This is a genomic window from Lutibacter sp. B1 (assembly GCF_012524075.1).
Taxonomy (GTDB): domain Bacteria; phylum Bacteroidota; class Bacteroidia; order Flavobacteriales; family Flavobacteriaceae; genus Lutibacter.
This window is the reverse complement of record NZ_JAAZUI010000001.1, coordinates 207200-230143: the sequence shown is the minus strand read 5'-3', so window position 1 is coordinate 230143 and position 22944 is coordinate 207200. Positions and strand designations below refer to the sequence as shown.

General features: G+C 30.8%; 22 protein-coding genes. 15 read left to right on the top strand and 7 right to left on the bottom strand.

All coding sequences use genetic code 11. From position 1 onward, the window contains the following. The first annotated feature begins 46 nt into the window (after positions 1-46). The 3 genes from HGB55_RS01020 (at position 47) to HGB55_RS01010 (ending at position 3748) form a co-directional block, all read left to right on the top strand. Complete coding sequence (locus HGB55_RS01020) at positions 47-433, top strand: hypothetical protein (protein ID WP_168813769.1); 387 nt, start codon at positions 47-49, stop codon at positions 431-433. Between the two features lie 250 nt (positions 434-683). Beyond that, positions 684-2954, top strand: coding sequence for a TonB-dependent receptor domain-containing protein (locus HGB55_RS01015; RefSeq protein ID WP_168813767.1), 2271 nt, complete (start codon positions 684-686; stop codon positions 2952-2954). Positions 2955-3067: 113 nt separating this feature from the next. Continuing rightward, on the top strand, positions 3068-3748 hold the full coding sequence (locus tag HGB55_RS01010) for a metal-dependent hydrolase (RefSeq protein ID WP_168813765.1): 681 nt from the start codon (positions 3068-3070) through the stop codon (positions 3746-3748). 7 nt (positions 3749-3755) lie between these two features. Here the strand turns inward: HGB55_RS01010 and HGB55_RS01005 are convergent, their stop codons facing one another. Then, positions 3756-4643 (bottom strand): hypothetical protein, encoded by an 888-nt coding sequence (locus HGB55_RS01005; RefSeq protein WP_168813763.1) that lies wholly within the window; start codon positions 4641-4643, stop codon positions 3756-3758. Positions 4644-4681: 38 nt separating this feature from the next. On the opposite strand from HGB55_RS01005, the gene HGB55_RS01000 reads away from it, so the two are divergent. After that, positions 4682-5056: a TM2 domain-containing protein gene (locus HGB55_RS01000; protein ID WP_168813761.1), complete on the top strand. Its 375-nt coding sequence runs from the start codon at positions 4682-4684 to the stop codon at positions 5054-5056. 39 nt (positions 5057-5095) lie between these two features. On the opposite strand, the gene HGB55_RS00995 is transcribed toward HGB55_RS01000, so the two are convergent. Beyond that, entirely contained in the window at positions 5096-6007 is a 912-nt protein-coding gene (locus HGB55_RS00995) for a sterol desaturase family protein (RefSeq protein ID WP_168813759.1), read from the bottom strand. A gap of 72 nt (positions 6008-6079) precedes the next feature. On the opposite strand from HGB55_RS00995, the gene HGB55_RS00990 reads away from it, so the two are divergent. The 4 genes from HGB55_RS00990 (at position 6080) to HGB55_RS00975 (ending at position 9930) form a co-directional block, all read left to right on the top strand. After that, positions 6080-7114 carry an o-succinylbenzoate synthase gene (locus tag HGB55_RS00990; RefSeq protein ID WP_211047315.1) on the top strand — a complete coding sequence of 345 codons (1035 nt, stop codon included), beginning with the start codon at positions 6080-6082 and terminating at the stop codon, positions 7112-7114. 43 nt (positions 7115-7157) lie between these two features. Then, positions 7158-8117, top strand: coding sequence for a CPBP family intramembrane glutamic endopeptidase (locus HGB55_RS00985; RefSeq protein WP_168813757.1), 960 nt, complete (start codon positions 7158-7160; stop codon positions 8115-8117). Between the two features lie 40 nt (positions 8118-8157). Further along, entirely contained in the window at positions 8158-9231 is a 1074-nt protein-coding gene (locus HGB55_RS00980; protein ID WP_168813755.1) for an AMP-binding protein, read from the top strand. 111 nt (positions 9232-9342) lie between these two features. Beyond that, a complete protein-coding gene (locus tag HGB55_RS00975; protein WP_168813753.1) occupies positions 9343-9930 on the top strand; it encodes a DUF1566 domain-containing protein in 588 nt (195 codons plus the stop codon). A gap of 74 nt (positions 9931-10004) precedes the next feature. Here HGB55_RS00975 and HGB55_RS00970 read toward each other — a convergent pair whose 3' ends face one another. Genes HGB55_RS00970 through HGB55_RS00955 form a run of 4 tightly spaced genes read right to left on the bottom strand, consistent with a single transcriptional unit; the run spans position 10005 to position 14438 of the window. Then, positions 10005-11651: a SulP family inorganic anion transporter gene (locus tag HGB55_RS00970; RefSeq protein WP_168813751.1), complete on the bottom strand. Its 1647-nt coding sequence runs from the start codon at positions 11649-11651 to the stop codon at positions 10005-10007. 43 nt (positions 11652-11694) lie between these two features. Continuing rightward, complete coding sequence (locus HGB55_RS00965; protein WP_168813749.1) at positions 11695-12027, bottom strand: hypothetical protein; 333 nt, start codon at positions 12025-12027, stop codon at positions 11695-11697. Positions 12028-12032: 5 nt separating this feature from the next. Continuing rightward, the gene (locus HGB55_RS00960; RefSeq protein ID WP_168813747.1) at positions 12033-12749 is read right to left on the bottom strand and encodes a YebC/PmpR family DNA-binding transcriptional regulator; all 717 of its coding nucleotides are present in this window, start codon (positions 12747-12749) and stop codon (positions 12033-12035) included. A 60-nt stretch (positions 12750-12809) separates the two neighbouring features. Beyond that, positions 12810-14438, bottom strand: a complete 1629-nt coding sequence (locus HGB55_RS00955; protein ID WP_168813745.1) for an acyl-CoA carboxylase subunit beta — start codon at positions 14436-14438, stop codon at positions 12810-12812. A 137-nt stretch (positions 14439-14575) separates the two neighbouring features. On the opposite strand from HGB55_RS00955, the gene HGB55_RS00950 reads away from it, so the two are divergent. Genes HGB55_RS00950 through HGB55_RS00940 form a run of 3 tightly spaced genes read left to right on the top strand, consistent with a single transcriptional unit; the run spans position 14576 to position 16291 of the window. After that, positions 14576-15109, top strand: coding sequence for an NADPH-dependent FMN reductase (locus HGB55_RS00950; protein ID WP_168813743.1), 534 nt, complete (start codon positions 14576-14578; stop codon positions 15107-15109). Positions 15110-15114: 5 nt separating this feature from the next. Beyond that, positions 15115-15552 carry a MarR family winged helix-turn-helix transcriptional regulator gene (locus HGB55_RS00945; RefSeq protein ID WP_168813741.1) on the top strand — a complete coding sequence of 146 codons (438 nt, stop codon included), beginning with the start codon at positions 15115-15117 and terminating at the stop codon, positions 15550-15552. Positions 15553-15568: 16 nt separating this feature from the next. Next, on the top strand, positions 15569-16291 hold the full coding sequence (locus HGB55_RS00940; protein WP_168813739.1) for a pirin family protein: 723 nt from the start codon (positions 15569-15571) through the stop codon (positions 16289-16291). On the opposite strand, the gene HGB55_RS00935 is transcribed toward HGB55_RS00940, so the two are convergent. Beyond that, positions 16288-17757: a helix-turn-helix transcriptional regulator gene (locus HGB55_RS00935; RefSeq protein WP_168813981.1), complete on the bottom strand. Its 1470-nt coding sequence runs from the start codon at positions 17755-17757 to the stop codon at positions 16288-16290. The genes HGB55_RS00940 and HGB55_RS00935 overlap by 4 nt on opposite strands. A 127-nt stretch (positions 17758-17884) precedes the next feature. Here HGB55_RS00935 and aceB point away from each other — a divergent pair, with 127 nt between their 5' ends. From aceB to ettA, 4 genes are all read left to right on the top strand, one after another. Next, complete coding sequence (aceB, locus tag HGB55_RS00930; RefSeq protein WP_168813737.1) at positions 17885-19483, top strand: malate synthase A; 1599 nt, start codon at positions 17885-17887, stop codon at positions 19481-19483. 76 nt (positions 19484-19559) lie between these two features. Then, positions 19560-20837 carry an isocitrate lyase gene (gene aceA, locus HGB55_RS00925; protein WP_168813735.1) on the top strand — a complete coding sequence of 426 codons (1278 nt, stop codon included), beginning with the start codon at positions 19560-19562 and terminating at the stop codon, positions 20835-20837. A 141-nt stretch (positions 20838-20978) separates the two neighbouring features. After that, positions 20979-21155, top strand: a complete 177-nt coding sequence (locus HGB55_RS00920) for a CAL67264 family membrane protein (protein WP_168813733.1) — start codon at positions 20979-20981, stop codon at positions 21153-21155. A 93-nt stretch (positions 21156-21248) separates the two neighbouring features. Further along, positions 21249-22940 carry an energy-dependent translational throttle protein EttA gene (gene ettA, locus HGB55_RS00915; RefSeq protein ID WP_168813731.1) on the top strand — a complete coding sequence of 564 codons (1692 nt, stop codon included), beginning with the start codon at positions 21249-21251 and terminating at the stop codon, positions 22938-22940. Positions 22941-22944 lie beyond the last annotated feature (4 nt).

Genomic DNA, 22944 nt, shown 5'->3' with positions numbered 1-22944 from the left:
AAAGTTTCAAAAACAAAAGATATATTTGCCCGTAACATTTGTAACAGTGAAAAATCAAATTTTTGGCATATTTTTTTATTTACTTTATTTGTTGGCAATGGTTCGTCCAATTGTTCCAATAATTGAATATTATGCCAATTACGATTATATAGCAACTGTTTTGTGCGAGAACAGAGATAAACCTTATTTAGAATGTAACGGAAAATGTTATTTACAGAAACAATTAAATAAGGTAAATACGAGTGATCACGAGCATAAATCAACTGTTCCACAAATTGATATGGAAAAATATCCTGTATCTCTTATAGATGAATTAGCTTTAGATAAGTTGAATAAATTTTCAATTTCTATTAAAGAAAAAATATTTCATCAAAAATTTACTTCACAAGAGTTTTATAATTTTTTATTAAAACCACCTCGGTACATTTCTTAATTTTTTAACGCTTTTTCACCAAAAATAATGGTATAAATATTTTGTATTTATGTCTAAAAACTTACTTGGTATTACAACCTATGTTTCATTATACAAACATAATTTAAAGCGTATATCACAAATATTCAATTTTGATTGTATTGGTAATATTGAAATTTATATTGCCGGTAATAATTGTATGTAATTATAAATCAAATATTTGAATGTATGAGCTAACAATTAAAACTACAAAAACTAATTTTAAATAATAATGATAAAACAACTAGCACTAAATATTTTAGCAATGCTAATTATAAGCGTTTCATTTGCTCAATCACATAAAATAACCGGAAAAGTTATTGATGAAACTACCAATATACCGGTAGTAGATGCTTCGATAAAAAACTTAAATAACAGTACAATTGTTATTAGTGATGAAAATGGTGAGTTTGAAATGATTGCTAATGAAGGTGACGTAATTGAAATCTCTCATTTAAGTTATAAAACACTAACAACTAAAATAAAAGAACTACTAATAATAAAATTACAACCTGCTCAAATAGAGTTGAGCGAAATATTAATAGAGGCCAATCCTTTAGAAGATATTTCTCAATCGGTAGTGATTAATGATGCAGAAAAAAGAATAAGTCAGCCTCGCAGTGTAGGGCATTTGTTTAAAGATATCAAAGGTTTTGGTATTGTTAAAAGAGGTGCGTATGCCTCAGAGCCTGTTTTTCGTTCTTTTAAATACGAGCAATTAAATGTTCAGTACGATGGTGGAATGAAAGTATTAAATGCTTGTCCTAACAGAATGGACCCAATAACAACACATGTAATTCCTGAAGAAATTGAGAAAATAGAGATTGTTAAAGGACCTTTTACTGTAAGGTTTGGACAAAATTTTGGAGGAATCATCAACTTGGTATCAAAAAATCCAACCAAAAATCAATTGGGTTTTCATGGAAGTGTTGAAGGTGGTTACGAAACTAATGGAGAAAATTTGGTTACAGGAGCTTCACTGTTTTATGTTGATGAAAAATTTGATGTTCACTTTAACGGTTCGTACAGAGATTTTGGCGATTATGAAGATGGTGATGGAACAGAAGTTCCTTCTTCTTTTAGAACAACAGATTATTCGGTAAAAGTGGGAATAAATCCAAAAACCAATCAACGTTTGCAATTAAGTTGGAGACAATCATTTGCAAGAGATATTGACCATGCCGGTTTGCCTATGGATTCACCTTATGATGATAGTATGTTAGCCGGAATCGATTATAAAATAAAAGAGATTTCCGACAAAATAAACAGTTTTGCGGTGAAAGTATTTTATTCGTATGTAGATCATTTAATGACCAATGAAGAAAGACCAAGTTTTAAAATGACTGACGCTGCTTCGCCTGTAGAATCGTGGACTTATGGTGGTAAAGCCGAATTGGTTTTAACTCCTTCAGAAAAAACAAGAATTTATACTGGAATTGATGTAAATTTAATTGACAGAAAAGGTGACAGAACACGAATTGTAAAAGCAATGAATGGTATGATGTTGCCAAATCCTATGACTTTTGTAGATAAAATTTGGCAAGATGCCAGTTTAGACGATTTTGGAGTGTTTGCAGAAGGTAACTACAAAATTTCAAATACTACAATTTTAACAACAGGTATTAGAGCCGATTTTATTTCAACTTCGTTAGATGATCCGGCGACTGATTTTGAAGCTTTTTATGGAGGAAATATTAAAGATGAAAACGAAGTTAATGTAAGTGCAAATGCCTCGGTAAAATATCAAAAAAACGGTTTACAAGTTCAATTTGCTATTGGAAGAGGTGTTAGAACTGCTTCAATGATTGAACGATATATCAACCATTTCTCAATTGGAGTTGACCCTTATGAATATGTAGGAAACCCCAATTTAAAACCCGAAGTAAATAACCAATTAGAGTTGTCGTTTCTTAAAAAATTTGAAACCATTGAAGTAGGAGCAAGTATATTTCATTCGTTCTTGAGAGACTATATCTCTGCAAAAGTGAATACCAATATTCCGCGTAAGTTTATGCCAACTTCACAGCCAACTTACACTAAGCAATTTATTAATATTGATAAAGCAACTCAAACAGGAGCGGAGTTCACTTTTAATGTAAAAGCTACAGATAAGCTAACATTTACGTCTGACGTTTCTTATACCTATGCTCAAAATGAAGATTTAGATGAACCTTTGGCTCAAATACCTCCTTTTATGGCAAACTTAGGAGTGAAATTTGAAGAAAAAAACTTTTGGACAGCGTTAAATTCCAGATTGGTAGCGAAGCAAAGCAGAGTTTCTAAAACATTTATGGAAGAAGAAACTCCGAGTTTTGGAACTGTTGATTTTAGAGCCGGTGTTACACCTTACAAAGGGCTTTCAATTGGTGTTGCGGTGTTAAATATTTTTGATAGAACATATTATGAGCATTTAAATTATTCATATACAAATTCAGACACTTTGTCTGGACGAATATATGAACCGGGTAGAAATTTTACTACCTATATTAAGTATAATTTCTAATATTAGATTTATACTTATTTGTTTGTTTGTTGGCCACGGGAAATTAGTTTCCCGTGGTTTTTTTTATGAAATAAAATGATTAAATTGCCGTAAACCTTCAAAACAACTTCACAATGAAAATTACATATTTAGGACATGCAAGTTTAAGTATAGAAACAGGAGACAAAACACTTTTGGTAGACCCGTTTATTACGGGTAATGAATTGGCAAAACATATTGATATTGACACATTACAAGCCGATTATATTTTAGTTACACATGCACATTCAGATCATATTTTAGATGTTGAAGCCATTGCTAAAAGAACCGGAGCTAAAGTTATTTCAAACTTTGAAATTGTAAATTATTTTGGAGAAAAAGGAATTGAAGGACATCCAATGAATCATGGTGGCAAATGGCATTTTGATTTTGGAACCGTTCATTATACAAATGCCATACATACAAGTTCTTTTCCTGATGGAAGTTATGGTGGGCAACCTGGCGGGTTTGTAATTGAAACAAGCCACCATAGGTTATATATAGCAGGTGATACAGCTTTAACGTACGATATGAAATTGATACCTGATATGATAGGTGAACTCGATTTGGCAATTTTACCTGTAGGAGATAATTTTACTATGGGAATTGACCAAGCCATTAAAGCAAGTAAATTTTTAAGTTGCAATAAAATATTAGGCTACCACTACGATACTTTTGGCTTTATAAAAATTAACCATCAAGAAGCTTTTGAGAAATTTGCTAAAGCTAAAAAAGAATTGTATTTATTGCCTATAGGAGATAGTATTAAATTGTAAATAGGCTTTAGTTTGGTTTAATAACTGTTATCAATGTTTCTTCACCTTCTTTTAAGCTGGTTAAGGTATTGATATTGTTTTTACTGTCAATAATTTCAATTTTTGCAGTATTTGGAGAAATGCTTCCAACATTTAAGGCTGTTATTTTAAGTATTGTTTTTTTTGAGTTTAATGGAATAGTTAATTCTTTTGTTTTTTTTGTAACGTTGTAATTTTTGAGTAGTAAACTATTGTTTACATAAATTGATATTCTATCACCATCAACTTTACCGGCATCATAAATTTTTAAAGTAAGTTTTTCTGAAGTTGAAAACATACTTAAATTTTGATTCGCTTTTAGTACATTCATTTTTAGAGTATCAAGGAGTTTAGAAATATTGATTTCTGACTTAATACTATCATTAATTTTTCTTGATTTTTGAATTATTTTATCTGCTTTTACAACTCTTTTTTCAATTTTTTCAACACTTTTTAAAATAATTTCTCCATCAATACAAGTACTGCCGTCATTATAAAGTCCTTTAAAACTGCCATTTATATTATTATAAGCATTAATGTTATGTAATTTCCCACTAAAATGGATATAGCAAAAATCGTAGTCTGAAATTTCAGATTTTGTGTAAATAATGCCAACTTCTTTAAAAGAAATTAGATTCGTTTTTTTGTTATATGTACCTGTAATGTTTGACTTTGTTTCATGGTTTCCACCAATGTCAGTAATAGAATAACCTGAAACTATACCATTATTTTCCAATAAATTTAATCTGTAAGAAATTAGAGAAGAGTCATTAAGTTTTATAATACCTAAATATTCTTGTGAATTTTGAGCAAAAATATAGTTATTTAAAGATGAAATAATTAAAAAAATAATGAAATACATGCTTTTTCTTATCATTTTGATTAGATTTACTGTCAAATCTAAACTTAAATACTATGAAATTCAAAATTATTTTTTCGATTGCGATTTTATTATTAGTTACAAGTGTAAGTTATGCTTCCTTTCCTGTAAAAAGAGTGGCAGCTAAAAACAACATTACACAATTAAACCAAACAGCACAAGGTGAAGAAATGTTAATTTCACCTGCAGCAGTCGGCTCTCAAAAAAGTCAGGGAATTGCTTTAATTCTTGGGATATTTTTAGGCTTTTTAGCGGGGCATCGTTGGTATTTAGGTAGCCCATGGTATTGGAATGTTTTATTTATTGTAACAGCAGGTGGGTTAGGAGTTTGGTGGATTGTAGATATAATACGTATTATAACCGGTGATTATAAACCTGTAAATGGTAGTTATAAAGCTGATTTCTTTTAACAAAGAAGATATTTTAAAGATAATGAATGAAAAGAGAGGTTAGCCCTCTCTTTTTTTGTTTTTAGTTAAAAGCCATTCTTCTTTTAAATTTTCAGAAAGAAGTCCTGTTCCGTCGTGTTTCCAGCCGGGAGGTTTTATAAAATATTTTAATTTATTTACTAAAGAAGTATTGGATGTTAAGGCATCTTTAAAAATAGCTATCCATTCATGAAATGCAATTTTAAACGGATTGTAAGTATTTATATTGGTTGTAAGACCGTAAATAACTTTTTCTTCACGTAGTTCAGGTTGAAAAGTACCAAAAAGTTTATCCCAAATTATAAAAATTCCTGCATAATTTCTGTCTAAATAAAGTGGATTAGAACCATGATGTACTCTATGATGCGAAGGAGTATTAAAAACAGCTTCAAACCATTTTGGCATTTTATCAATTAATTCTGTATGTATCCAGTATTGATATAATAAACTAATAGACATTTGTGTTAAAATCATTAATGGGTGGAACCCTAGAAAGGGTAAAGAAATATAAAAAATAAAGCTAAAAAAACCACCTGTCCAGGTTTGCCTTAAAGCAGTACTCAAATTATATTTTTGTGAAGAATGGTGTACAATATGAGAAGCCCAAAAAAAGCGACTTTCATGACTAATTCTATGGAACCAATAATAGCAAAAATCATCACCAAATAAAATAAGTATCCAAGCCCACCAAACAAAAGGAATAGTGGTAATTCTAAAATTTTCATATAAAAAAGCAATAACAAAAACTACTACTATTTTACTAATCATTCCTATAAAAACATTACCAATTCCCATTGATAATGAAGCTAAAGTGTCTTTAAATTCAAAATTCTTAGGATTTTTTTTAGAAATAACAATTCCTTCAATAATTACAGTTGCAATAAAAAATGGAATTGCATATAAAATTAAATCCGGTATATGTGGAATATTCATACTATAATATAATTTTTATCCAATATAAAATAAATTTTTAAATATTTGTACCTTTCGGTTTTATTGAAAATAATGAAAGCGTATTATCAAAAATACATTTTGAATTTTAAACAACCCAGTGGAACTTCTCGAGGAGTACTGCGTACAAAAGAGACTTATTTTTTAAAGGTAGTTGAAAATGAAAGAGTTGGAATTGGAGAATGTGCTGTTTTTAGAGGATTGAGTGCTGATGATAGACCGGATTATGAAGATAAACTACAATGGCTTTGTGATCATATTGAAGAAGACTATAATGAGTTATTAGTTGAACTTATTGAATTTCCTTCTATTCAATTTGGTTTGGAACAAGCGTATTTATCATTAAAAAGGACTAATAATTTTGAACTGTTTCCTTCAAAACTTACAAAATCAGAAGAAGGAATAGCTATCAATGGCTTAATTTGGATGGGTTCTGAAGCTTTTATGAAAAAGCAAATTGAAGAAAAATTAAAATCAGGTTTTTCTACACTAAAAATGAAAATAGGAGCAATTAATTTTGATACTGAACTTTCAATTTTAAAAAGTATTAGAAATGATTTTTCTGCAGAAGAGATAGAATTGAGAGTAGATGCAAACGGAGCATTTAAACCTTTAGAAGCACTGGAAAAATTAAAAAGATTATCCGATTTTGAAATTCATTCTATAGAGCAACCCATTAAACAAGGGCAATTGTTGGAAATGGCTGATTTATGCTCAAAAACACCAATTCCAATAGCTTTAGATGAAGAATTAATTGGAGTTTTTAATGTAACAAATAAGCAAAAATTAGTACAAACAATAAACCCCCAATATATAATTCTAAAACCAAGTTTAGTAGGTGGTTTTAAAGGAAGTGAAGAGTGGATTGAACTTGCAGGAAAACAACAAATTGGGTGGTGGATTACATCGGCTTTAGAAAGTAATGTTGGTTTAAATGCTATTGCGCAGTGGACGTATACTTTAAATAATAAAATGCCACAAGGTTTAGGAACGGGTAGTTTGTTTACAAATAATATTGAAAGTCCGTTAGAAGTAAAAAACGGTTATTTACGGTATAACAATACTAAAAATTGGAAATTTAATTTATAAATGGTCGCTAAGCAGAGTCGAAGTGATTTTAAAACCTCAGAAAATGAAATTTATACAACAAGCATACAAAGGAAATAATGAATGGTGGGCATACTTAGTTACATTAATTATAGTTTTTTTTGGATGGCAGTTTTTTGGTGTCATTCCTTTAACAATTGTTGCTCTTCAATATTCTGAAGATATGGGCGAGTTTATGATGGCTGCTAACGATAACTTTACATCTTTAGGAATAGATTCCAATTTATATCTTTTACTTGTAATAGCTACTTTTTTTGGTGGTTTAATTGCTTTGTTTATGGGGATAAAATATATACACAAGCGTAAAATAGTCACTTTAACTACTAGTAGAAATAAAATTGATTGGGGTCGAATTTTATATGCATTTACGGTTTGGGCTATTATAGGTTTAATTATGGTTTATGTTGATTATTATCTTGAACCTCAGAGTTATGAATGGAATTTTAAACCTGTGCCTTTTTTTACGCTGGTTTTAATCTCATTTTTGTTTTTGCCTATACAAACCAGTATGGAAGAATTGTTGTTTAGAGGTTATTTAATGCAAGGTTTTGGAACTTGGTTTAAAAATGCGTTGGTTCCTTTAGTTTTAACATCGGTTATATTTGGTTTGTTGCATGGTTTAAATCCGGAAGTTGAAAAACTGGGTTGGATTACCATGGTGTATTATATTGGTACCGGCTTACTTTTAGGTATTTTAACCTTAATGGATGAAGGTACTGAATTAGCTTTGGGTTTTCATGCAGCAAATAATATTGTTGCAGCAGTTTTAGTAACAACTAACTGGACAGTTTTTCAAACAGAAGCTTTGCTGATTGACATTTCTGAACCTTCCGTAAATTGGGAAATGTTTGTACCTGTATTTATTTTATTTCCATTGGTTTTACTAATTTTTTCAAGAAAATATGAATGGACTAACTGGCGTGAAAAATTAACAGGAAAAATCCAGAAACCTATAGAGTTTGATGAAGATAAATTTATAGCTTAGTTTTGGTGATTGAGCGGAGTTGAAATCACAATTAAAAAAAATGTATAATAACCAATTTCATAAAAGTTTTCAACTACAAGGTAAATCTTTTAAAAATTCGCAAGAAATTATCAATTTTTCAAAAGAAATTTCTGTTGAAGTTTTTACGTTACTGGAGCAATGGTTTAGTGATAATTCTTTTGTTGAAGTTAAAACTTCGGGTTCTACAGGTATACCAAAAATCATACAACTTGAAAAAGAGTTTATGGTAAATAGTGCCAAAGCTACCGGAGAATATTTTAGTTTATTTGAAAATACATCAGCATTGCTATGCATGTCTCCAAATTATATTGCCGGTAAAATGATGCTGGTTAGAGCTTTAACTTTAGGTTGGAGTTTGGATATTGTTGAGCCTACTTCAAATCCTCTAAAAAATTGTGAAAAGCAATATGATTTTTCAGCAATGGTTCCTATACAATTATCTAATTCTATAAATGAAATTCATCAAATTAAAAAGCTGATTGTTGGTGGAGGAGTTGTTTCAAAAGAATTACTTTCTTTAATTCAAAATATTGAAACAGAAGTTTTTGCAACTTTTGGTATGACCGAGACTATCACACACATTGCTGTTAAAAAACTTAATAATATGAGTCATGCTAAACTGGTTTCAGCATCTCATTATTATATTTTACCCAATATATCAATTTCCACAGATAATAGAGGTTGTTTAGTAATTAATGCGCCAAAAATTGCTAAAGAACAGATAGTTACAAACGATTTGGTTGACATAATTTCGGAAAAAGAATTTAAATGGTTAGGTAGGTTTGATACCATAATTAATTCGGGCGGAATAAAACTCATTCCTGAACAAATTGAAGAAAAATTAGAAAAAATTATTGATACTCGTTTTTTTGTTGCCGGTTTACCGGATGCTATTTTAGGAGAAAAATTGATTCTTGTGATTGAAAATGTACAAAATAGTATTTCAAAAGAAGCCATATTCACTCGAATTTGTAATTTACAAACGCTCTCTAAATTTGAAATTCCTAAAGAAATATATTTAGTAAATGAATTTATTGAAACTGCAACAGGTAAAATAAATAGAAAAGAAATTATAAATATTTTAGATAAATAACACAGGAAGTAGCTATGTTATAATTATCACAATCAAATAAATATCTAAAATAAAAGTTTTAATTTTGTGTCAAAATAATTTAAATGTTAAGCATTTAAAAATTTTAGTATTATGAAAAAACTAATTAACCTATTAATATTAGTTGTTTTTACAACAACTGCAATTGCTCAAAATAAAGTAGCAAGTAATTTAAATAATTCTAAAGTATCGATTGGAGATTATGCTTATGGAGGTATTGTATTTTTTGTTGATGAAACAGGTGAACACGGCTTAGTTTGTACAAAACAAGATCAAGCTGCTAATGTAAGATGGAATCAAAGAAAAACAGTTAGAAAAAATAATTGGCTTACCGATAATATGAATACCAAAAAAGCCTTATTTGATACAAAATCTAACAAAGAATGTAAAAAAATGTATGCTATTCGAATTTGTGAAGATTTAAAAATAAAAGAAAACGGTGTTACTTATAAAGATTGGTATTTACCTACACAAGAAGAATTAAATTTAATGTATATCAATAAAGCAAAAATTAACGAAACTGCCATTAAAAACGGTGGTACTAATTTTGCTGATACTTATTATTGGAGTTCAACAGAGTACGATTATACAAATGCTTGGACTCAATACTTTTTTGATGGCAAGCAAGTTTATTCTTACAAAGATTACAATTACAATGTTCGAGCTGTTCGAGCTTTTTAATTTTTATAGAACTACAAAAAAATAAAACAAAAACTATTAACCGGAAGTTAGAAAGAGCGTAATATTATTTTTAACTAATATTTAGATTCATAAATTTTATCAGCATGTTTTAAAGCATTATTAAATGAATCAAAAATATTTCCCTTACCAATAATGGAAATAATTCCATTTTTTTCTAAGTCTTTAAGCACATCTGGTCTCACTCCTGAAACCACTATTGTAACTTCGGAAGTTTCCTTTAAAATTTTTAAAACTTCTAAAAAATTATGTACAGCCGTAGCATCAATAAATGGTACGTGTCGCATCCGAATAATTAATATTTTACTGGTAAAACCTAAATTTTTTATAACTTCAGCATATTGCTTGGCCGAAGCAAAAAATAAAGGCCCACTGATTTCATAAATTGAAAAATCTTTTGGTAAACTTGAATAATCTTCAATTAAGTCATTATCAATATTCTCAGGTAAATTTGCTCCCATTTTAGACATTCTTCTCATAAATAATAAAGCAGACAATACAATACCAACTTCAATTGCTACTGTTAAATCCACTAATACTGTTAATAAAAAAGTACTAAACAAAATTATAATATCAAAAGAAGAGCTATGTAAAATTGAGCGAAAAGTACGCCATTCACTCATATTATAAGCAACAATAATTAAAACCCCGGCTAAAACGGACATTGGAATTAATTTAGCCCATTGCCCAAAAAATAACATAATTAGCAGTAATGTAATTGCATGAGTCATACCTGCAATTGGAGTTCTTCCTCCATTTTTTACATTTGTAGCAGTTCTTGCTATTGCTCCGGTAGCAGGAATTCCCCCCAAAAACGGAGTAATTATATTAGCACAGCCTTGGGCAATTAATTCTGTATTTGAACGGTGATTGCCACCAATCATACCATCGGAAACTACTGCAGAAAGTAATGACTCAATTCCTCCTAATAGTGCAATTGTTAATGCCGGCTGTATGTAAATAGATAAATTATTTAATTCAAAATGTGGAACAACAAAATTAAAATGTGCCGGAATATCGCCAAAAAAAGATTCAATTGTTGTTACCGGAATGTGAAATATTTGAACAATAATTGTGATAAAAAGGATTGCAATAAATGATCCTGGAATTTTTGTTTTTAATTTAGTAAATAGTAAAACTATAAAAATTGTAAATAAGGTAACGGCCAATGCATAGTAATTGACATCATCTAAATGAGCATAAAACACTTTCCATTTATCAATAAAACCTGAGGGTACTTCAGCTATTTCTAAACCAAGGGCATCTCTAATTTGAGTTGAAAAAATAACTAAAGCTATGCCACTGGTAAACCCAACAACTAGTGAATGAGGGAAATATTTTAATAAAGAGCCTAATTTTAGTAATCCAAATAATATCAATATAACACCAGCCATTAAAGTTGAAATAATGAGGCCATTTATACCATATTTTTCGATAATCCCATATATAATAATAATAAAAGCACCGGTTGGACCTCCAATTTGCACTCTGCTACCTCCTAATAATGAAATTAAAAATCCCGCAATAATTGCTGTTATTATCCCTTTTTCAGGTGATACTCCTGAAGCTACAGCAAAGGCAATTGCAAGAGGTAAAGCAACTATGCCAACAACAATACCTGCAAAAATGTCTGATGAAATTTGTTTTTTAGAAATTCCAATTTTTAAAATGCTGAAAAACTTAGGTCTAAATATATCTTCCATATATACCTTGGTTGATTTGGAGTATTAAATTGTTTTTTTTACTTTAAAAGTATCTGCTGAAAATTTTAACCAAAACCAGCGCTTTTATGCCAATCAAACCAATATAAAACCAAAATGGTGTTTTTACTGTTTCTTTTAGTTCATAGTAAGCTAACTTAACACTGTTAGGCATATTATTTAGTTCAAAAGTCTTATTGCAGTTATTGCAGATAGATTTACCGAACTTCCCGCCAGATAAAAAGGGAATATGAAGTAAGTGTTTATAAATACCTATTACAGATACTTTTGTAGTGTTACTTGTATTGCAATTTGGACAAATAACTTCCTTAGGTATTTTAAATTTTAATTCAGAAGTTTTTTTGCCAAATAAAATCATAGTAGTTACATTTCCATTGAATGATATACATTTTGAACGTCATCATCCTCTTCCAAGCGTTCTAATAATTTTTCAACATCAGCTTGTTGCTCTTCAGAAAGTTTTGTTGTAGTAGTTGGGATACGTTCAAAACCCGATGATAGAATTTCTAAATTATTTTCTTCCAAATATTTTTGAATGGCACCAAATTGTTCAAAAGGCGCATAAATTACAATACCATCTTCGTCATCAAAAACTTCTTCAACTTCAAAATCAATCAATTCTAATTCAAATTCTTCCAAATCCATTTTTAGATCTTCTGATTTTATTCTGAAATTACACGTATGATCAAACATAAAAATTACAGAGCCTGAAGTACCAAGGTTTCCATCACATTTGTTAAAAGCAGCTCTCACATTGGCAACAGTTCTGTTATTATTGTCGGTTGCTGTTTCAATCACTACAGCAATTCCATGCGGAGCGTAACCTTCAAATAAAACTTCTTTATAATCTGCAGTATCTTTATCGCTTGCTTTTTTTATGGCACGTTCAACATTATCTTTAGGCATGTTTGCTGCCTTAGCATTTTGAATTACAGCTCTTAAACGCGCATTGGTTTCCGGATTAGGACCTCCTTCCTTTACAGCCATCACAATATCTTTACCAATTCTGGTAAATGTTTTTGCCATTGCAGACCAACGCTTCATTTTTCTTGCTTTTCTAAATTCAAAGGCTCTTCCCATAATTTACTATTATTTTAAGTGATGCAAATGTAAATATTACAAAGTGTTTTTACAACAATTTTAAACTTGAATAACACCTAAGTTAAATGGTTTTTCAATAGGAGCATGGTTGGCTGCTTCAATGCCCATACTAATCCATTTTCGTGTATCAAGCGGATTTATAACAGCGTCAGTCCATAAATGTGCAGCCGCATAATAAGGAGATGTTTGTGCGTTGTATTTTTCTTGAATTGATTTTAAAATTTGCTCTTCTTTTTCTTTTGAAATTTTTTCTCCTTGTTTTTTTAAGGAAGCAGTTTCAATTTGGAGTAAAACTTTAGCGGCTTGTTCGCCTCCCATAACCGCTAATCGTGCAGAAGGCCAAGCAACAATTAACCTTGGATCGTAGGCTTTACCGCACATGGCGTAATTTCCGGCTCCGTAAGAGTTACCAATTATAATGGTGAATTTTGGAACAACAGAATTGCTTACTGCATTTACCATTTTAGCTCCATCTTTTATAATACCACCGTGTTCACTTTTACTGCCAACCATAAAACCTGTTACATCTTGAAAAAATACCAATGGAATCTTTTTCTGATTGCAGTTTGCTATAAATCGGGTTGCTTTATCAGCAGAATCAGAATAAATTACGCCTCCAAATTGCATTTCTTTATTGGCATTTTTAACCACTTTGCGTTGGTTGGCAACTATACCAACTGCCCAGCCATCTATGCGCGCATAGGCGCACACAATTGTTTTGCCATAATCTTTTTTGTATTCTTGAAATTCAGAATTGTCAACAATACGTTCAAGGATACCACGAACCTCATATTGATCTGTTCTAGATTGTGGGATAATACCAAAAATATCATCAGAATCTTCAATTGGTGGTTTGGGTTTATCTCTATTAAATCCGGCTTTGTCAAAATCACCAATTTTATCAATAATGTTTTTAATTTTATCTAAAGCATCATAGTCATCTTTCGCTTTGTAATCTGTAACACCACTAATTTCACAGTGAGCTGTTGCTCCGCCTAAAGTTTCGTTGTCAATACTTTCTCCAATAGCCGCTTTTACCAAATAACTTCCTGCTAAAAAAATGCTTCCTGTTTTATCAACAATCATAGCTTCATCACTCATAATTGGTAAGTAAGCTCCGCCGGCAACACAACTTCCCATAATTGCAGAAATTTGAGTAATTCCCATACTGCTCATTACTGCATTATTTCTAAAAATGCGTCCAAAATGTTCTTTATCCGGAAAAATTTCGTCTTGCATAGGTAAATACACACCGGCACTGTCAACTAAATAAATAATGGGTAATTTGTTTTCAATGGCAATTTCTTGAGCGCGTAAATTCTTTTTACCGGTTATAGGAAACCAAGCTCCGGCTTTTACTGTTGCATCATTTGCAACAACAATACATTGTTTATTTTTAATATATCCAATTTTAACAACCACACCACCTGAAGGGCAACCGCCATGTTCTTTATACATATCTTCACCTGCAAGTGCGCCAATTTCAATTGATTCACTATTCTTGTCAAATAAATAATCTATACGTTCTCTTGCGGTTAACTTGCCTTTTTCTTTGTGTTTTTCAATTTTTTTATCGCCGCCGCCTTTATAAACTTTTAAGAGTCTTTTTTTTAGTTCAGACAATTGGAGTTTGTTGTAATCTTCGTTTTTATTGAAGTTTAAGTCCATTTATACACTGCTTTAATTCATAGCTAAAGTACAAAATGAATGTTAAATAATCTTTAAAATATACCTTGTAAATAAATACCTAGGTAAATATATAATTAATTTTACTATATTTGTACCATAAACACTAAATTATAAAAATGAAAAAAAATATAGTTACACTAGGAGGAAGCAATAGTAAAAGTTCAATTACTAAGCAATTAGCTGAATATACAGCAGGTTTGTTACCAGATGTTGAATTAACGAAAGTTGATTTAAACGATTTTGAAATGGAAATGTATTCTGTTGATGTTGAAAATGAAAAAGGGCACCCGAAAGGAGCAGAGGATTTAAATGAAGTTTTTGATACAGCTGATGGTTTTGTAATCTGTTTAGCTGAACACAATGGTGTTTATTCTGTAGCTTTCAAAAATGCGTTGGATTGGCTTTCTAGAATAGAAAATAAAGTTTGGAGAGAAAAACCAATGTTATTATTAACTGCTTCGCCGGGTGGTTTTGGTGGAGCTACACTTTTAAATATTGCGTTGGACAGATTTCCATACTTGGGAGCAAATATTATTGGAAGTTTGGCTTTTCCTTCTTTTTATGATAATTTTAAAGATGGAGAGGTTGTAAATGAAGAATTGAAAGAAAAATTAGTTCAACTAACTGCAGATTTAAGTAAAGCATTATAGTAGTAATGGGTGATATTGCTAAAGATATTAATTCAAAATTTCCAAATGAAAGGGTAAAAGCATTTATCAATATTAAATATACTGCCAATTGGCTGGAGAATATTGAAAATGAGCGTTTAAAACCATTCAAAATATCTGTTCAGCAATACAATATTTTACGAATTTTACGAGGTGCAGGTACCGCAATTACTGTAAATACAGTTAAAGAAAGAATGATTCATAAATCGCCTAACTCAACAAGATTAATGGATAAGTTACGTGACAAAAAATTAATTGAACGAACTCGTTGTGAAAATGACAGAAGAGTGGTTTATGTAAAAATATCAGAAAAAGGATTGGAGCTTTTAAATAAAATCAATTTAGATGATTTTGATAAACAATTGAATACGATTAGTGAAGATGAAGCTAAAATTTTAAACAAGCTTTTAGATAAAATAAGATAATATTTAAAAAAGAGAAATGAATAAAATTGTTCATAAAGCAGAAGATAGAGGTAAGGCAAATTATGGTTGGCTAAATGCAAATTATTCGTTTAGTTTTTCTAATTATTTCAATCCGGAAAAAATAAATTTTGGAGCCTTACGGGTTTTAAACGATGATTTTATTGATGCAGGTATGGGTTTTGGCACACATCCACACGATAATATGGAAATTATTACTATTCCATTAGAAGGATCATTAAAGCACAGAGATTCTATGGGTAACAAATGGATTCCTATAGAAACAGTAGAAGTGCAAGTAATGTCTGCCGGAAGTGGTTTGCAACATTCAGAAATGAATAATTCAGCTACAGAAAAAATCAATTTGTTTCAAATTTGGATCATTCCAAATAAAGTTGATGTTGAGCCAAGGTATGATCAAAAGAAATTTAAAAGTGATAAGCGGAATAATAAATTACAAGTTCTTGTTTCTTCTATTGATGAAGAATTGGAAGGTTCGTTAAAAATTCATCAAGATGCTCAAATTTCGAGAATCAATTTAGAAAAAAATAAAGAATTCACTTATACGCTAAAATCTATCAATCATGGAGTTTATATGATGGTAATTGATGGAGAAATTAGTATTGATAACGAGCTACTAACAAAAAGAGATGCTATTGGTTTATTTAAAACCGAGAGCGTCTCTTTAAATTCTATAAGCAATACCGATTTGCTTTTTATTGAAGTTCCTATGCAATTTTAAGAATAATCATTTATTATTTGCTGAACAGTATTGGCAATAGTTTCGTTTTCGGCAACTTTTTGTAGTTCAGTTGCTTCACAAACTCTAACATCACAATCTTTTATAGGACAATGTTCACAAGTAACTCCCACATTTTTGGTTAGTATTGATGTATCATTTAAAAAATTGAGTTTGCTTGTAAGAAGAGGGGAAATAAGTAAACCTATATTGATACTTCTGTTATAATTTTCTTTAAAAGGATCAGGTGTAGCACTCGAAATAACTAAATAGCTTGTGTCAAACTCCGGGTAATAAGATATCTGTGCTTTTGTAGTGATTTCGTTTTTATGTATGCTTTCAAAAATTTCTATTGAAATCCAGCGTCTACAATAATGTTCATGGGTTTCATTTGCTGTTGGAGGCTGTAATTGAGTGATATGTAATTCTTTAGAAAGCTTATAACTATTAGTACCTTCTTTATTGGTAAATCGTAAGAAAAATAAATTTTTAAAATGAAAAACCTTAGGTAATATATTGGTTAAGCGTTGGTAATACGTCTCAGGAGAATCGGTAAAACGAGTGATCATTTCATTAAATAAATTGCTATCCCATTTTTCTTGATTGAAAAAATATTTCAATTGATTTTCAATAGCTTGTTTTGGTATTATCAAAGCACCGGCAAAATATGAAGCAATAAAATTATTTAAAACTTGATCAAAGCTGTCAAACTTAATCCATGAAAAAGTATACAACCTATCTTTTAAGTTTAAATAGTTATAAGCAATTTCTTTAGCATAAATAAAAGTTTTTTGAGATTCAACAATAGTATCACTCAACAAAAGTGTTTTTGTTTTTGGTATAAAAACACAACGTAACTCCTTTAAATTTTTGTATTGAGATAAACCATTGTTTATAATGGTGTAGTTAAATTCTTCAATTAAAATTTCTTCTAAATCTTCAGATTTTATTTTTTCGTTTAAATTAACTTGATAGGCTTTTGCAAACTTTTCAACACTTTGTTCAATATCTTCAAAATAATTATTATGAGCTTCTTGGTAGGAACGTAAAGCAGCTAAGAAAAAACTTTCACGTGAAAGGTTGTAGTGTTTTGCAATTTCAATAAGTGTGCTTATAAATGCATTTACTTTAGCAGGTGCGTTAGAAATTATATCAATTAGATCTGCTTCTTGTATTCCGAATAAATCTAGAGGAATTTCCTTTAATATTTTAGATTGCAATATTTCACCTAAAGGCGCTAAATTTTTATCCAGTTTTAATGAAACCAAGTTGTCATAAGGAGTTTCCAATACCTGAGATAACAAAGCAATTTTATCGGTTTTTGGGTATTTTTTTCCTTTTTCAATTTCGTTAAGGTATGATTTTGAGATGTTTGTAAGTTTGGATAAGCCAAATAACGACAAATTTTTCTCTGTCCTAATTTGCTTTAATTTCAATCCAAAGATTAATCTGATATATTCTTCTTCGATATTCATAATTCAAAGATACAATTTTTAGCGAAATAATAAAAATAAACGAAAATATATAAATTAGCGAACGTTCGCTTGTTTTTTTAAAAAGTTTATTCTATGTTTGTCTACATAAAATTTAAAAGTCATGAAAAATTTTAATGAAACAACAATTCAAACAGTGTCTTTTGCAGAACAAGTTAAAAATTATTACAGCGAAATATTAACTAATGAAGCATTAGATTTTTTAGTTCAATTACACGAAAAATTCAATAGTGAAAGATTGGAATTGTTAGCAAGAAGAGAAAAACAACAAGAGCATTTTGATAAAGGTAATTTTCCTGAATTTCCAAGAGAAACTAAAGCAATTAGAGAAGGAGATTGGGTTGCAGCACCATTGCCTGATGATTTGTTGGATAGAAGAGTAGAAATAACCGGCCCGGTTGAGCGAAAAATGATCATAAATGCGCTAAACTCAGGAGCAAAAGTTTTTATGGCCGATTTTGAAGACAGCAATTCACCTTCATGGAAAAATGTGATGGAAGGGCAAAAAAATTTAATGGATGCAATTAACAAAACAATATCTTTTACAAATGAAGCAGGTAAAAAATACAAATTAAATTCTGAAACAGCCACGCTTTTAGTAAGGCCAAGAGGTTTGCACCTAAATGAAAAGAATATGATGGTAAACGGTAGAGAAATGTCGGGCTCTTTGGTAGATTTTGGACTGTACTTTTTTCATAATGTAAAACAATTGAAAGCAAATAACTCCGGTCCGTATTTTTATTTACCAAAATTAGAACACTATTTAGAAGCTCGTTGGTGGAATGAGGTTTTTATATATGCTCAAAATTATTTAAATGTTAAACAAGGAACTATAAAAGCTACTGTTTTAATTGAAACTATTACGGCAAGTTTTCAAATAGATGAAATTATATATGAGTTAAAAGAGCATATGGCAGGTTTGAATTGTGGCAGATGGGATTATATTTTCTCTTACATCAAAAAGTTTAGAAATCATCAAAATTTTATAGTGCCGGACAGAGATCAAGTAACTATGGCTTCGCCTTTTATGGAAGCGTATTCGTTACGGGTAATTCAACGTTGTCATAAACGTAATGTACATGCAATTGGTGGTATGGCAGCTCAAATTCCTGTAAAAAACGATGAAGAAGCAAATAGAATAGCTTTTGAAAAAGTTACAGTCGATAAAATTAGGGAAGCTAAAAATGGACACGACGGTACTTGGGTAGCGCATCCGGGATTGGTTTCAGTTGCCATGGAAGTTTTTGATACATATATGCCCGAAAAAAATCAAATCCAGAATAAAAGAACCGATTTAAATATTACCGAAGAACAATTAATTGAACAACCTAAAGGTACCATTACCGAGAAAGGAATCAGAAAAAATATAAATGTAGGAATTTTATATATGGAATCGTGGTTATCGGGTAATGGTGCAGCTGCCTTATATAATTTAATGGAAGATGCTGCAACTGCCGAAATTTCAAGAACTCAATTGTGGCAATGGTTGCACAGTAATGTTTTAATGGAAGATGGACGAAAATTTACCTTACAGCTTTATATGGATTTTTTAGATAGTGAAATTCAAAAAATTAAAGAATTAGTTGGTGAAGAGTACTATCAAAACGGAAAATTCAGTACTGCAATCGAATTGTTCAATTCCTTAGTAATATCAGATGAATTTGAGGAATTTTTAACCTTAAAAGCATATAAATACATATAAAAAAACCACCCAAAAACCGCTAAATTAAAGGGTGATTCATATAATTAATCATAAAAATTAAATACACACCAAAATTATGAAAACTAAAGAAAGAATACAACAATTAATTACTGATTGGGAAACGAACCCGCGTTGGAAAGGAATTGAACGGCCTTATACTGCAGAAGAAGTAGTAACATTGCAAGGTTCTTATCAAATTGAACATTCTATAGCGCGTAGAGGTGCAGAAATTTTATGGAAAAAATTAAACAATCAGGATTTTGTGGCCGGATTGGGAGCTTTAACAGGCAATCAAGCGGTGCAAGAAGTTGAAGCAGGTTTAGAAGCTATTTATTTAAGTGGATGGCAAGTTGCTGCCGATGCCAATTTAGCCGGTGAAATGTACCCGGACCAATCTTTATATCCTGTAAATAGTGTTCCTTCTGTAGTTAAAAAAATTAATAATGCACTTATTAGAAGAGATCAAATACAATGTGTAAATAATTCAGACAAAAAAATTGATTATTTAGTGCCTATTGTAGCTGATGCTGAAGCCGGTTTTGGCGGAAATTTAAATGCGTTTGAATTGATGAAAGCTATGATTGAAGCCGGAGCTGCAGGTGTTCATTTTGAAGACCAATTATCTTCAGCAAAAAAATGTGGACATTTGGGAGGTAAAGTTTTAGTGCCTACACAAGAGGCTGTAAATAAGTTAATTGCGGCACGTTTAGCGGCTGATGTTGCGGGTGTACCAACGCTTATTGTTGCAAGAACAGATGCTGACGCAGCAAATTTAATTACAAGTGACATCGATTCCAGAGATCATAAATTTATTACCGGTGAACGTAGTTCTGAAGGATTTTTTTATGTGAAAAATGGAGTTGAACAAGGTATAGACAGAGGCTTGTCTTATGCGCCGTATGCCGATTTACTTTGGATGGAAACTTCAAATCCCGATTTAGAACAAGCTCGAAAATTTGCAGAGGGAATTCATGCTAAATTTCCGGGAAAAATGTTGGCGTATAATTGTTCTCCATCATTTAACTGGGCCGCAAAATTAACAGTAAAAGAAATGGAGACTTTTAGAGAAGAGTTGGCAGCAATGGGATACAAATTTCAATTTATAACATTGGCAGGTTTCCATGCTTTAAATACAAGTATGTTCGAACTTTCAAAAGCTTATAAAGAACGTGGTATGGCAGGTTACTCTGAATTGCAAGAGCGTGAATTTGCATTGCAAAAAGATGGTTTTAAAGCTGTAAAACACCAAAGTTTTGTTGGTACAACTTATTTTGATGCCATTCAAAATTCGGTTACAAGTGGAAAAACTTCAACTGCAGCCATGAAAAACTCAACTGAAATTGCTCAGTTTTAAAAACTGATTTTTTTATATCGTTTGGATTAAACGCTCTCTTATTGAGGGCGTTTTTTATGTAATTCGGTATAAATTTACGATATTTGCAAACTGCTTTAATTGTAAGTAGTTAGAAATTAACATTTAAAATATTTTTTTAAAATGAATAAAAATAAAGTATTAGCGTGGGCAACATTTATTATGATTTTAGAAGGAGTTATTTTAATAGCATTAGGAGCTTTTAAATATGATGATATTGCCGGATGGGGTTTCGCATCAGTTGGAATAGGGTTTTTCGCAATAGCTTGGGTATTTAATGCCCTAAAAGGTAGAGTTTAGTAAAAAGTCAAAAGATAGAAGTAATTTTGGTCGCAGAACGGAGTCAAAGTGAAAAAATAGATACTCACACAATTCAATAAAAAATAAAAAAATATGTCAGACGATAAGAAAGTTATCTTTTCTATGTCCGGTGTAAGTAAAACTTACCAAGGAGCAAATAAGCCTGTTTTAAAAGATATTTATTTGAGTTTCTTTTATGGTGCTAAAATTGGGATTTTAGGTTTAAACGGTTCCGGTAAATCTACGTTGCTTAAAATCATAGCAGGAATTGAAAAAAATTATCAGGGAGATGTTGTTTTTGCTCCTGGATATTCTGTTGGGTTTTTATCGCAAGAACCTCAATTAGATGATACTAAAACGGTTTTAGATGTTGTAAAAGAAGGTGTTGCCGAAACAGTTGCCATTTTAGATGAGTACAATAAAATCAACGATATGTTTGGTTTGGAAGAAGTATACTCTGATGCTGATAAAATGGATAAATTAATGGCTAAACAAGCTGAACTTCAAGATAAAATTGATGCTTCTAATGCGTGGGAATTAGACACTAAGTTAGAAATTGCCATGGATGCATTAAGAACACCTGATGGTGATACTCCAATTAAAAATCTTTCAGGTGGTGAACGAAGAAGAGTTGCATTGTGTAGATTGTTATTACAAGAACCCGATGTTTTATTGTTAGATGAGCCAACAAACCATTTAGATGCAGAATCTGTGCATTGGTTAGAAAATCATTTACAACAATACAAAGGAACCGTAATTGCAGTTACACACGATAGATACTTTTTAGATAATGTTGCGGGTTGGATCTTGGAATTGGATAGAGGTGAAGGTATTCCTTGGAAAGGAAATTATTCATCGTGGTTAGATCAAAAATCGAAACGATTGGCGTTGGAATCAAAAACCGCTTCGAAACGCCAAAAAACGTTAGAGCGTGAGTTAGAATGGGTTAGAATGGCTCCAAAAGGACGTCATGCAAAATCAAAAGCGCGTTTGGCAAATTATGATAAGTTAATGAGTCAAGATCAAAATAAATTGGATGAAAAATTAGAGATTTATATTCCAAATGGTCCAAGATTAGGAACAAATGTAATTGAAGCTAAAGGTGTTTCTAAGGCTTATGGAGATAAATTATTGTATGAAAATTTGGAGTTTAACTTACCACAAGCCGGAATAGTTGGAATTATTGGACCAAATGGAGCCGGTAAAACTACAATTTTCAGAATGATTATGGGTGAAGAAACTTCTGATAAAGGTGAATTTAAAGTTGGTGAAACCGCTAAAATTGCTTATGTAGATCAAACACATTCTAATATTAATCCTGAAAAAACCATTTGGCAAAATTTTGCTGATGAGCAGGAACTGATTTTAATGGGAGGAAAGCAAGTGAATTCTAGAGCATATTTAAGTAGATTCAATTTCTCCGGAAGTGATCAAAACAAAAAAGTGAATACACTTTCGGGAGGTGAGCGTAACCGTTTGCATTTAGCAATGACTTTACGTGAAGAAGGAAATGTATTATTATTAGATGAGCCTACGAACGATTTAGATGTAAATACATTGAGAGCACTTGAAGAAGGTTTGGAAAACTTTGCAGGTTGTGCTGTAGTTATTAGTCACGACCGTTGGTTTTTAGATAGAATATGTACACATATTTTAGCTTTTGAGGGTGATTCTCAAGTCTATTTCTTTGAAGGTTCCTTTTCTGAATATGAAGAAAATAAGAAAAAGCGTTTAGGTGGCGATTTAATGCCGAAACGTATCAAGTATAAGAAGTTGATAAGATAATATT